Origin of the sequence: Arthrobacter sp. Edens01, from assembly GCF_001307035.1 — a bacterium.
Classification (GTDB): Bacteria; Actinomycetota; Actinomycetes; order Actinomycetales; family Micrococcaceae; genus Arthrobacter_B.
In genome coordinates, this window is sequence record NZ_LKIU01000005.1 from 895,363 (window position 1) to 908,610 (window position 13,248).

6 protein-coding genes are annotated in these 13,248 nt (G+C 62.2%); 4 read left to right on the plus strand and 2 right to left on the minus strand.

The window, feature by feature from the left end; all coding sequences use genetic code 11:
* Positions 1 to 7: 7 nt before the first annotated feature.
* Both AO716_RS10335 and wecB read right to left on the minus strand, forming a co-directional pair.
* On the minus strand, positions 8 to 1,654 hold the full coding sequence (locus AO716_RS10335) for a DUF6270 domain-containing protein (RefSeq protein ID WP_055240788.1): 1,647 nt from the start codon (positions 1,652 to 1,654) through the stop codon (positions 8 to 10).
* On the minus strand, positions 1,647 to 2,780 hold the full coding sequence (gene wecB, locus AO716_RS10340; protein ID WP_321164367.1) for a non-hydrolyzing UDP-N-acetylglucosamine 2-epimerase: 1,134 nt from the start codon (positions 2,778 to 2,780) through the stop codon (positions 1,647 to 1,649). The genes AO716_RS10335 and wecB overlap by 8 nt, the downstream gene beginning before the upstream one ends.
* A 440-nt stretch (positions 2,781 to 3,220) precedes the next feature.
* On the opposite strand from wecB, the gene AO716_RS10345 reads away from it, so the two are divergent.
* The 4 genes from AO716_RS10345 (at position 3,221) to AO716_RS10360 (ending at position 13,246) form a co-directional block, all read left to right on the plus strand.
* Positions 3,221 to 6,217, plus strand: coding sequence for a CDP-glycerol glycerophosphotransferase family protein (locus AO716_RS10345; RefSeq protein ID WP_055240790.1), 2,997 nt, complete (start codon positions 3,221 to 3,223; stop codon positions 6,215 to 6,217).
* Positions 6,210 to 8,933 carry a glycosyltransferase gene (locus tag AO716_RS10350; RefSeq protein WP_055240791.1) on the plus strand — a complete coding sequence of 908 codons (2,724 nt, stop codon included), beginning with the start codon at positions 6,210 to 6,212 and terminating at the stop codon, positions 8,931 to 8,933. The genes AO716_RS10345 and AO716_RS10350 overlap by 8 nt, the downstream gene beginning before the upstream one ends.
* A gap of 126 nt (positions 8,934 to 9,059) precedes the next feature.
* Positions 9,060 to 12,413 (plus strand): CDP-glycerol glycerophosphotransferase family protein, encoded by a 3,354-nt coding sequence (locus AO716_RS10355; protein WP_160317928.1) that lies wholly within the window; start codon positions 9,060 to 9,062, stop codon positions 12,411 to 12,413.
* 116 nt (positions 12,414 to 12,529) lie between these two features.
* The gene (locus AO716_RS10360) at positions 12,530 to 13,246 is read left to right on the plus strand and encodes an NTP transferase domain-containing protein (RefSeq protein WP_055240793.1); all 717 of its coding nucleotides are present in this window, start codon (positions 12,530 to 12,532) and stop codon (positions 13,244 to 13,246) included.
* Positions 13,247 to 13,248: the final 2 nt, after the last annotated feature.

The following is a 13,248-nucleotide window of genomic DNA, read 5'->3' on the forward strand; positions in this document are numbered from 1 at the left end:
TTTCCCGTCATTGTGCAGAAAGATCTAAGCGCTCGTATTGCTGCTTGTTCCAGGGGTTGAGTTTTTCTCCCCAATCATGCAAAGCGTAGTCAATCAGTGGGTTGAGAACACTTCGGTACGGCATGTTGTGGCCGACGGCAAATGGCTCAACAATGAGTTGCACGTTCCCATTCGCTGAGACAGACGTTGTGGGGGTCATCCCCAGTTGTTTGGCAAAAGGCTTGAGATGCTTTTCGATATGAAATGCATCATCGTCATTCTGGACGTAGATTACCTGATAGGTCCCTGGCGCACTGGTGGAGACTCTGTGAACCAGACTAACGCGCTCTTGGAGATGGCTTAGCTCTTCGGGGGAGTTCATCTCCGGAAAAAGAGTGCGCTGGTACGTGAGAACGGATTTAGCCCAGTATTTACGGATATCTGTCTGTGGGTTAAAAGCCAGGGTGCGGGATCCTTCGACGGAGGCCGCGAGGTTGACAGAGGCGAAACCCCCGCCTGACCCGCCAACAAACAGAATCTTCTTGGCGTCCAACTGCTCTGCCACGGCTCTGACCGTTGAACTGTAGCGCGCAGTGAGATCATCTTCCGCATCTCCTGTGAACCAGGCCAGCTCGAGTTCCGGGTAGGCCTCCAGCGCGCCGTCGGAAAGAAAAAGAAGATTCTCGCCCCTGGACTGCAATGTAGACAGGAACTCGAATCGGGGAACCTCATATTTCGCGCGTGCAAGTGCCCCGTGACTAACGACCAGCAGGGTATCGGCGCCTGTATTCTGCACCAGGAAGCGAATTGGATACTTCTCCCCAGTCCCCGGCCGGGGAACGATAACGTGTTCTGTACGTCCCTCAATACGGACATCCAACTGATCAGGATCACTCCAGCAGAGCACTGGTGCCTGATGCTGGGCATCCCAGTTCCAATGCCTGGGCTTTTCAGAGCTGCGGTTTTTCAAAGCGGCCGCGAGCTGCGCGGCGAGGTCGTGATAATGCTGGTCCCCTATGCTGGGCGCGGGCTCGCCGCGGGCTCCTTTGGTCATCGCTATGTTCGGTTTGGCATCGAGAACCGCAATTCCGCGCCGCCGCAGGTGTCGATAGTAGGGTGCATAAGCGATGGCGCGGGCACGCCCGTGCAGGCGCTGACTGGCTCCAGGGGCTTTCTGAGAGTGGGCCGCCGGAGGCAGCTTCAAGGTGAACGTCCTAGAGTGCAACCCAAGCGTCCCCAACAGGGCTATCAACCCGTCAGCGGCGGTTTTCCACAGCGCTAAGTGCTCCCGCGTACCAAACCTGACGTGACGGGTGATCTGGGCGCCCCGCACGGAGGTCTTGGCTAGGTGCGGCGACGCGGTCAGATAGGTTCCGTCAGTGAGCCGGTAGACACCGAATCGTTCATCTGCCAAGTCCCACAGCACACAGTCCAATTGCCCTGACTTGACTACGAGTTCGTCGGTCAAGGAGGATCGCGCGTCATCCATCAAGACACGTGAAGCAGCAGAGGTCAGGCTTGGCAGGGCAGTGAGGTCAACGCTGCTGGCACCGTTCATGGCGCTAATCAACGACTGGCGAGCTACGTATCCCGCACGGACCGCGTTGTCACTATAAGTAGCGAGGAGGTTTACGGCAGCCTCGCTGCCGTAAACCAGAACCCGGATTTTAGGCATCCCCGAAGTCAGCGATCCGCGACCCAACTCCCAGCATCTGCTCGATGGCGGCCACAGTCCGGGCTGCCGCCTTGCCGTCGCCGTAGGGGTTAACAGCGTTGGCCATCGAATCGAAGTGCGCCTGGTCATTGAGCAGCTGGTCCACCTCGCTCACGATACGGTCCTCGTCCGTGCCGATGAGCTTGACGGTGCCGGCGACAACAGCCTCGGGCCGCTCGGTGTTTTCCCGCATCACCAGGACGGGCTTGCCGAGGCTGGGGGCTTCTTCCTGGACTCCGCCTGAATCGGTGAGGACCAGGTGGGACATGGAGAGCATGCGGGTGAATTCGCCGTAGGGCAGCGGCTCAACCACCAGGATGTTCTTTTTGCCTTCAATCGCAGGCATGACTGCTGCACGGACCACCGGATTCTTGTGGAGCGGTACCACGATCATCAGATCGGGTTCTGCGTCCGCAATGCGGGCCAGAGCACGTCCGACGCCGCGCATGGCCTCGCCCTGGTTCTCCCGGCGGTGGGTGGTGACCAGGAGAATCTTTTCGCCCTTGGCAGCGAGCTCCTCGAGCGCCGGATCCGTGAAAGGTACCTTCTTGTCAACGGTCATAAAGAGGGCGTCGATGACCGTGTTTCCGGTGACGACGATGTCCGCTGAAGGGATGTTTTCCTTCAGGAGATTTGCGCGGCTGGTGCTGGTGGGCGCCAAATGAAGGCTGGCGATCTGGGACGTGATTTTGCGGTTTGCTTCCTCCGGGAACGGCGAGAAAAGGTCGCCGCTGCGCAGGCCCGCTTCTGCGTGGACCACGGGGATGCTGTGGTAGAACGCAGCGATGGCACCGGCTGTTGACGTGGTGGTGTCGCCCTGCACAACTACGGCGTCGGGCCGGTTCACACTGAAGAGCTTATCGAGGCCCTCGATGGTCTTGGTCAGGATGCCGTTGAGCGTTTGACCGGGAGAGAAAATGTTCAGATCGTGGTCGGGCACGATCCCAAAGAGGCTGTTCACCTGATCCAGCATGGAGCGGTGCTGGCCAGTAACCGCGGTGAAGTGGTCCAGCGATGCCGAGTCCTGAAGAGCGGCGACGATAGGCGCCATTTTGATGGCTTCGGGACGTGTTCCGTAGATAGGCATAACGAGTGGCAAAGCGGTACCCCATAAAAGTGCGACTGGTTGAGTGTCCGCCAATTCTAGCTGATCCGGCATTACTCTTGTGCTTCGTCGATTTCTGTGAGTGATACCCTCGCCGCGGCACCACTTTGGTGCAGAAGGCCTCCAGGGGTAAAAGACGAGCAAACCCGGAGCAAATTACTTATTTACGAGGCCTAATTTCTCCCCTAATTTCGGCCCTCAACGAGGATCGGGTTCGGTGGAAGCGCACGGGCGTATCTGGAACTGAATCCGTCGGTTACCGGGGGAGCGGCGTGGGGGAGCTGTCGAGCAGGATGCGGTCGGTGGGCCGCACTGGTCAGATATGGGAGTGGCTCGCTTCCTCGCTCCACCCCGCCCTGCGCGCCCGCCTAAAACGGGCAAGACATCTCAGCATCCGCTTCCGGGAACCCGACTATGGGCTGGTGAGCGTCATCGTCCCGTTCCACAACGTGGCGCCGTATCTGGACCGCTGTCTCCGCAGCCTGGTGGGCCAATCCTATTCCCGGCTGGAAATCATTCTGGTGGATGACGGCTCAACTGACCCGAGTGCCCGCATCGCGGCAGGCTACGCACGCTATGACCGCCGCATCAAACTCATTCGCGGCCGCAATGCCGGACCCGGCTGCGCGAGGAACATCGGCATCAGGGCTTCCCGCGGAAGCCTGCTCGCATTTGCTGACGCGGACGACGTCGTTCCGTTCCATGCGTACGAGAGCATGGCCGCCAGCCTGGCACAGACTAAATCTGACTTCTGCGTCGGCTCCTACGGACGTATCCGGGGCAACCACCGCACGTCGGTGCAGCTCGCGGACCGGCTGCATCAGGAGCGGCGCACAGGGGCCACCCTCCGGGACCTCCCGGAGATCATTGATGACGTGTTTCTTTGGAACAAGATGTTCCAGCGCCCGTTCTGGGACCGCGAGGTGGGCAGCATCCCCGAACAGACCCGCTATGAGGACCAGGAGACCACGGCACGGGCCTATCTGCAGGCAGCTTCCTTCGACGTCCTGGCGGACACGGTTTACTCGTGGCGAATACGGGAAGACGGTTCCTCCCTGACCCAGGAGAAGCACCTGATCGAGGATCTGCGCGACCGTCTGCTCGTCACCGAACGCGTCCGGGAACTCCTGTCCGAAGGAGCGCCGGAGGCTGCCGTGGCGGCCTGGCAGCGGCGGGTGGCAGGTGCGGACCTAATTCCGTATCTGGAACAGGCAGCAGATGCCTCTAATGAGTATTGGGCGATGCTGAGCGAAGGCGCAACCAATCTGCTGCAGGGAAGCCGGCAGGAGCTGGACCGAATAGACCCGCAGGCCCGTGTCCTGGCGTACCTGGCATCAGCCGGCCGCCGGGACGAGCTGACACTGGCACTCGTCGACAGGATCAACAACGGAACAGCCACGCCCCTGGTGTTCGACGGGAGGACCATCACAGCCCGCCCGGCGTTCCTCGCCAGCCTGGACGCGCCGGTTCCAGCCAGCTTGCTTCACGTCGATCCGTCCATCCTTGAACTTGTGGTTTCCGCCGACCCGCCGCAGGAACAGGAGAACGGTTTGTTCCGGGTTGAGGGGTATGCCTACTTTCGCAACGCCGAGCTGGCGGGTACCGAAGCAGTGCTCGCCGTGGGCACGACGGGAACGGATGGATTCAAGGCGCTGCCTGTCCAGCGGATGCATAATCCGCATCTGGACCTGATCTCAGGCGACCGCAACTGCAGCCACGCGGACGCCGCCTTCGCCGTTGAGCTGCCCGGCCCGACGGCGGAACTCACTGTGCGGCTCGAAGTGGGCGGACATTTGCTGGAACGCGCCGTGGCCGTTCCTGCCCCATCGGCAGCGAGCGCCAGAAGGACAGGTACCCCCGCCGCGGAATCCCTGGCCGCAGGTCCCCACGGGAGTTTGCAGATCAAGGTTTCAGGGGGAGCCCCGGGAGCTTCCTATGCCCTCGTCACCGCCCGCCACCGGATACCGGCGGAAACCGATGCGGTACAGGATGGAGTGCTGCTGAGCTTCCCACTGGCCTTCCGGTCCTGGGGGCAGGAAGCGCCTGCACCGCCGTCGGGCGCCTACACGCTGCGCTGGAGTGCCAAGGGGAGCGGAGCCGGTGCGGGGGATGTTCCAGTCGCCGTCCAGGAGGGAGTCTCACGTTCGTTCCGTTCATTCCTCACCCCGGCCGTCCGCGTCAGGGGGTTCAGGACTTCGTCCGGAGCAATGGCCGTGAGCATCACGGCTCCGCTGGCTGATTCCGAAGCCGGGGACTTCCACCAGTATAGACTGCGCCGCACCTGCTTTGCTCCCGGAAGGGAACCGTCCCTGCAGCCGGGGATCTTTTTTGAGAGCTTCGGAGGCAAGAACTGCACTGACAGCCCCCGCGCCATCTCGGATTACCTGGCATCCGCCGGGTTCGATGAGCCCCTGTACTGGTCGGTGGCCGACAGATCCGTGGACACACCGCCCTACGCGGTACCGCTGCTGCAGGGGTCCGCTGAATGGTACGAGAAGCTGGCAACAACCCGGGCCCTCGTAAACAACAACAATTTCCCCTGGTACTTTCGCAAATCGCCAGGGCAGTTCTACCTGCAGACCTGGCACGGAACACCGTTGAAGAAGCTTGGGCTGGATATCCCGCCCCGTACTCTCTCGTTGTCATACCGGGACCTGATGAAACGGGAAGCGCAGTGGTGGGACCTGCTTCTTGCACAGAATGAGTTTGCAGCGCGAACCCTTCCTGCAGCGCTGGGCTATACGGGCGAAATCCTCACCTCCGGTTATCCCAGGAACGATGCGCTGGTTCGGGAAGGAAGAAAGGGCGACGCCGTCCGGGACAGGCTGGGCATCGGAGCCGGCCAGAAAGTGATCCTGTATGCCCCCACGTGGCGTGACGTTGCCAGCAACGGTGCCGGCCGCCCCGATTGGGTGGGGCATCTGGACATGAAGCTGGCCTCACGTGCCCTGGGCCCCGGATACACGTTCCTGATCCGCGCACACCACAACGTTGCGGCTCAGCGCCGCGTTGCAGCGTCCCCCAACATCCTTGACGTGACTGATTACCCGGACATCAACGATTTGTATCTGGCAGCGGATGCGCTGGTGACGGATTACTCGTCCGCCATGTTCGACTTCGCTGTGCTGCGGCGCCCCATGTTCTTCCTTGCGCCGGACCTCGCGGCCTACCAGGCTGCCCGCGGACTGTACCTCGACTACGTGGAGACCGTCCCCGGAGTCGCGGCGGCAAACACCGCGGAACTGGTGGCTGCAATTGCAAAGAATCCGTGGACCAGCAATTCGAAGGTGGAGGCGTTCGCAGACACGTTTGCCGGAAGGGAAGCCGGTGCAGCGGCTGCTGCCGCCGCTCAAGCCCTGCTGACCGCGGTTGGCAGCCCATCCCGAAGCGACGGAACCAAGGAAGGCATCCGTGGCTAAGGGACAGTTCGCATTGGTGGTGGCCCTCTACAACGTGGCTGAGTATGTACCGGCGTTCCTTGAATCCCTGCGGACCCAAAGCTACCCGGTACGGGATCTGGAGATCGTGGTGGTCGACGACGGCTCAACGGATGGTTCGGCGGCCATCATTGAGCGCTGGGCAAAGGACCACCATCCCGGGTTGAAGCTGGTGCGCCAGGACAACGCCGGACCGGGGGCAGCACGAAATGCGGGGCTTCACCTGGTAGAAAATGCGTGGATAACGTTCTGCGACCCCGATGATGTTTTCCACCCGGCCTATTTCCGTGAGGTTGCAAATTTCCTTGCCGGAGATGTCCATGGAAAAGCGCAGCTGCTGGCCACCAGACTGGTGCAGTTCAACGACGGAACCACCGAGATGCGCCACACGCATCCGCTCGGGAAGAAGTTCCGGCTGGGCAACGCGCTGGTGAGCCTGGACTCAAATCCGGAGTACATCCAGCTCCATGGCCCAACCGCCTTCCTGCGCAGGGCGGTCCTGGCTGAGAACAACCTTGAGTTCGACAGCAGGATCCGCCCCAAGTTTGAGGACTCCAACCTGATAGGCCGCTACCTGGCAGCGGCAGGCAAGCCGGTCCTGGGAATTGTTGCGGACGCGCGCTATCTATACCGGCGCAACCGGAGGCATGGGGCGTCGCTGGTTGCCGGAACCTGGGCCGATCCGCGGGCCTATGACGAGCTCCCGCGCTACGGGTACCTGGGGATGCTCCGAGCCGTTCAGACCCGGCTTGGACGCGTTCCGCACTGGGCGCAGTACATGGTGCTCTACGACCTGGTGTGGTTCTACATCGACGACAAGCGGATGCACAGCCAGACGGCCGGTGCATCCCCGTCTCAGCGGGCGTCCATGCATGCGCTGCTCGAAGAGATCATGGCATTTATCGACGTGGAAGTCATCGACACGTTCAGTGTTGTCAGCCAGGGCTGGGTCTTCCACAACATCCTGCGCAGCTACTACAAGGGGCAGGCGCTGCACCCGCCCGTGGTCCAGCAAATCCGCCGGGATGGGCAGCGCGGCACGGTGCGGTACGCGTATCTGTTCCAGGACAGCCTGCCTGAGGAGAAGATCTACCTTGACGGTGTCCCTTCAGCCCCGGCGGCGGCCAAGACCCGGGACCATCAGGTCCTCGGCAAAACGCTGATTCGGGAACGGGTGCTGATTCTGCCCGCCGCGTGTACCCCCGAGCTCACGCTGAACGGCATCCGTGCCGAAGTCACCACCGACCGCAGGGTGCCACTGCAGCCCGGACGTGTTCCCGAGAAGCTCGCCGGGTTTGAGCTCCATCCGCCGGCTGTGCCTGCGGAGGCGGTACGAGGACAGGCAAAACTGGCCACCGACCCGCTGCGGAAAATGCGGGAAAACCGCCTTGTACGCCGTTCCCTGACCGGCGGCGGAGCATTCGAAGAAGTGCTGGCGAGCGCCCGCCGCTACGTGAACCGGCTGACACGGAACCTCAAGTCCCGCCGTCGTGCAGCCGCTGACCGCAGGCTCATCGCGCTCGCGCACCGAGAGCCCGCCGCCTCGCAGTACCGGGACGCATGGATTCTCATGGACCGCATTGGACGGGCCGACGACAACGCCGAACACCTCTACCGCCACTTGCTGCGCAACCGGCCCGACGTCAACGCCTGGTTCCTGCTCGATCCGAAGAGCAGGGACTGGGAGCGGCTGCGCGCCGAGGGTTTCAAACTGGCAGCTTACGGTTCCGACGAAGCAGTGCTGCTGTACCTCAACGCCGTTTACAAGGTTTCATCCCACGCAAATGTCAATATTGAGTTTCCGGTCAGCCGGCGCAGATTCGGCAGCGGAAAGGCCCGGTTCGTATACCTGCAGCACGGGGTGATCAAGGACGACATGTCCCTGTGGCTGAACTCAAAGGACATCGCGCTGATGGCTACGGCCTCGGTGGCAGAACACGAGTCGATTGCGGGCGACGGCAACAACTACAGCCTGACTCCCTTCGAAGTGAAACCCACCGGATTAGCCCGGCACGACTCCCTCTACCACGCTGCGATTCACTCCGCGCTGGAAGACCGCCGCACCATACTGGTGGCACCCACCTGGCGCCAATATCTCGGCAAGGAGCTGAGCGCCGCCTCCTGTGACGCAGCACGCGTGGCGATCTTCGAAAACAGCGAGTACGGACGTGCCTGGCTCGAGCTGCTGCGCTCTCCCCGGCTGGAGGCCCATTGCCTGCGGCACGGGCAGCGGGTCCTGTTCCTGCCTCACCCGGAACTGGAACTCATGGTGCCTCTGCTCCAGCTGCCCGGACACGTTCACTCCGCGGCGTTTTCGGAGATATCAGTTCAGAAAGAACTGGTGCAGTCGCACACTCTGGTGACGGACCATTCATCCCTCGCGTTCGACGGCGCGTACGCGGGCTCCCGCATTCTCTACCTGCAGCCGGACAGCGAAGAGATTTTCGGGGGAGGACACGTCTACCGAAAGGGTTACTTCGACTACACCAGGGACGGACTGGGACCCGTGGCGGCTGACGTCGACGAGGCCGTTGAGCTGCTCACCCATCCCGACCCCGACAAACTGCATGCCCCCTACCGTGAACGGATAAGGCGTACGTTCCTGCACTGGGACTCGCGCAGCTGCGAACGTATTACCGCAGCGATCGAGGATCTCGGACGCCCTGTCACTCCGGACCCAAACGACCGGCTGGCCTGAATGACGCTCCCAGGTTCGCGGGCCGTGCTGCGCCGGATCCGCATCAGGGCCCGGAAGATCACGGAAAGGGCAGTCGGCCCCAAGCCAGCTGCCGCTGCCCGGAGCAGACTTCTTAGTTTGGTGCTGTTGGCGCAGCACGATGAAGACGCGCTGCTGCGGACAGTGGCCGCACTCCTGGCCCAGGATGAGCATGACCTGGAAATCATCGTGATGGTTCCACACGGTGCTGCGCCCCCTGCGCTGGTCGCAATGGAGGGCGAGGATCAGCGGCTTTTCCTGTTGCCTGGAACCGGGCGCCTGGAGGACGCCGTAAACGCGTCGGCCGGAGCATTTCTCGCGTTCGTTGAGCCGGGTGCGGTGCCTGATCCCGGACTACACCGGCGGCTCGCCGCAGCCCTGGACAAATCAGCAGCCGATTTCGTGGCAGCGGTACCAGCTACGGCGTCGTCTCCTGCCGGCAGGAGCATAGCCCGGCTGCTGGAAACGCAACGGGAAGGGTTCACTCTGCTCACCCGTCCGGACGCGCTCGCCGACACCGAGACGTGGACGAAGCTTTACCGCAGGGCATTCGTGGAACCGATTATCGGGGACGCGTCCGGAGAGGATACGGAGTCACTCGCGCTGCGGGGATACCTGCAGGCCGGCAGGTTCGACTACGTGGTCACTCCCACAGGGACGCCTCCTGACATGCCCGGAGCGGTGACCGTTCATGAGGAGCTCCTCCAGCTAGCTGAGAGGGCGAGTAGAGTAACTGACCTGGTCTGCGAAGAAGGCCGAGAAGAAGCGGTTAGCGCCTGGTTCGGCGCAGCTCTCGGGACTGAGTGGCTCCGCTTCTCGAAAGAGGTTCCCCGCCAGGAGGAGTCCTACTGGAAACTTGTGGTGGCGGTCGCTGCTCACATGAGCCGTACACCGGGAGCGCTGGACCGGTTTCCCGTTCACTCACGCATCCTTGTGTTCCTCGCTGCCGGCGGATCCCTGGAGGACTTGAGGACTGTGCTGGCAGAACTGCAGGACTGCGGAACCGGGTATCGGCTGGGTACAAACTCCGGCGGATCCGTGGACGAAATCCCCGGCTATCTTCCCCTGGTCAGCCTGCCATTGCCCGCAGGGCTGCTGCGGCTGCGCGGGGAACCTACGGTCCGAAGCAGCGTCAGCCTTTTTGGCTGGAAGGGAGAAACCCTTCAGCTGGGCGGGTTCGCCTACGTGGAGGGCCTGGACGCCGAGAAGGAGCCGGTGAAGCTGAACCTGTGGCTGGTGGAACCAAGTACCGGCACCCGTCTGCCGCTTCCTGTTGTGAGGCACCACCGCTCTGCCATCGACGAGGCCTCGGGTGACCAGCTGAACTCCTATGCCGGCGCCGGTTTCTCTGCAGAGCTGGACGCGCCCACCGTGCTGGCAGCAATGGAGGGAACACGGACCAATGAGTGGTATCTGGAGCTGGAACTGTCCGCCCTGGGCATGGTTGTCCGTGACAGGCTGGCCTCGCGGGATGCGGACCGTGTGCCTTCCCGGTTACCGATTGGTCCCGTCGTCGGCAGCCGCAGGCTCTGTGCTCTCTTCGACGGAGTCCTCGGACTGCGGTTTACCGCGGTCAGCTACCGGTACCTGGCGGACCCGCCGACTGTGAACGACACCACCGTGTCCGTTACCTTCCGCGGCGAGGCGCCTGACGGCGTCGTGCTGGACGTGCCCGGAGTGGCTTGCCTTCCATTTGAGGCTGAGCCCTCTGACCCGGCCACCTTCACCCTGTCCGTTCCCCCCGAAGCAACACCGAGCCTTTCCGGCGGTGAGCTGACCGGCCAGATCCGTGCAGGGAAACCGGGCTCTCTCCAGCACGTGGGGACAGCGGCCGGAACCGGGGAACTGGAGCCGCTGGCCGGGCCGGGCGAGCGGATCCGCGCGGCGGCAACCGGGTTCGGATTCCTCACGCTAACGCTGGGTCCTGCCCGGATCACGGTAAGCGGCTGGCGGACCGAGGGCAGCGCCGTCGTGGTTGTTCTTCATGGGAGTGCGGGTTCGCTGCAGCAGCCGGGCGACCTGGCATTGGCAGGCCCGGAGACTGTTGTCGCTGACGCCCTGCGGGCCGGTGTGAACGGGCAGACTGAGGCTGTGTTCGAACTCTCCAGGGACCGCTGGGGTGCGGGAGCATCTTTTCCCGGGTTCGGCCATTACCGTCTGGTGTCGCGGGGGAGCGGACGCGGGCGCACGGATCCGGTAGTCGTGACGGGGGCGCTCGCCGGTGTACGGGCAGAGGCAGACATGGCCCGCCTTCGGATTGTGTCACCAGCTCGGAGCCATGGGCAGGCGTTCCAGCTGCGGCTGCTGTCCTCTTTGAAAAGCGGGGAACGGGGCGGATATAACCGACGCCGCCTGATTGAAACCTATTGGGGAAGCTCCAGTCCCTTGGACGAGAGCGCGGTGCTGTTCGAGACCTTTGGCGGTATCACGGCGTCGGACAGCGGACTGGCCATCTCCCAGGCGCTCGCCGGATACCGGCCGGAGCTCAAGAGGTTCTGGAGCGTCGCGGACGCCTCAACGCCCGTTCCGGAGGGATGCGTGCCGCTGCAGAGATTCAGCACTGATTGGTTCCGGGTCCTGGGGAACGCAAAGTATCTGGTCAACAACAACGATTTTCCCGTGTTCTTCCGCAAACGCGAAGGACAGGTTTACGTGCAGACCTGGCACGGCACACCGCTGAAGCGCGTGGGGCTGGACACCCCGCACCAACGGCTGACGCCCTCCTACCTGCGCACGCTTGAGCGGGAACCGGGGGAATGGGACATGCTGCTGGCACAGAGTCCGATCGCCGGTGAGCGGCTCGCCGCGGCGTTCCGCTACAGCGGCCGGGTCGCTGTGCTGGGATATCCCCGAAATGATCCGCTGAGCAGTCCAGCGGCGTCCTCCGTTCGCGCTTCGGTGCGGGAGCGGCTGGGGATCCCTCCGCAAAACACGGTGGTGCTGTACGCCCCAACATGGCGTGACACTGCCGTTGACCACAGCGGAAGAGTGCAGGCAGTCAACTATCTCAACGGGCCCGAGGCCGTTGCACAGCTGGGTCCCGGATACTCGATGCTCTACCGCGGCCACCACAAGGTGTCCGGCCGCCAGGGGAATTCGGTCAGGGGCATGACGGACGTGACGGGCTATCCTCACGTTTCCGGCCTCTGCCTGGCCGCGGATGTTCTAGTCACTGACTACTCGTCCATCATGTTCGATTTTGCGGTCACCGGTAAGCCGATGTTCTTCCTGGCACCGGATTTTGCGCAGTACCGCGACAGGACCCGTGGATTCTATTTCGATTTGGAAGAGGAAGCCCCCGGACCCGTAGCGGAAAACAGTGAGGAACTGTTCGAGCAAATACGTACTTATGAGCCGGGGCGGTGGACAGGAAAGTACCGGACTTTCGTGGAGACATACGCTCCGCTGGACGACGGCGGTGCGGCCCTCCGTGTTTGCCGGGCCGTTTTTGGAGACGATTAAAAGCACTGTTGTGGCAATGCATCCTGTCTGGTAGTTCCTAGGTCTTCGAATCAATCCAGAGTGTAAATCAGGGTCTATTCGTACCTGCCGGATTGCCGAGTGTCAGGAGCATAGTCATGACAGTACAAGCCGTCATTCTCGCCGCCGGCATGGGTACCAGGCTTGCCAGTCCACACCCTAAATCGATGACCCAGCTAAACGACGGCCGGACCATCATGGAACAGCAGGTGGGCAATCTCCGCTCCGCGTTCGGGGAAGAGCTGCACCTCACAATCGTGGTGGGATACAAGCTCGAACAAATCATGGAGCATATGCCCGATGCTTCGTTCGTCTACAACGAAGCCTTTGACCAGACCAACACGTCCAAGAGCCTGCTGAAAGCCCTCAGGAACTCCTACCAGGGCGGTGTGCTCTGGATGAACGGTGACGTGGTTTTCGATCCGGCGATGTTTGAGGAATTGAGGCCCTACATCGAAGCCGACCAGTCCTTTGTCGCCGTTGACACCTCCGCGGTCTCTGATGAAGAGGTTAAGTACACGGTTGACGGGCACGGCCACATCGACCAGTTGTCCAAGGCGGTGAGGAATGCTTTGGGAGAAGCCGTTGGTATCAACTACATCTCAGCGGCAGACAAGAAAAACCTGCTCAACCGTCTGGCTGAGGTTGATGACCAGGAGTACTTCGAGGGAGGGATTGTCGGAACGATCAGGCACGACGGCGTGGCCTATCTCCCGGTCGACATCAGCCGCTACTACGCCGTTGAAGTCGACTTTGCCGAGGACCTTGACCGTGCGAATGACGAGATGCACCGATCAGCACAGTTGACGCTCTGACT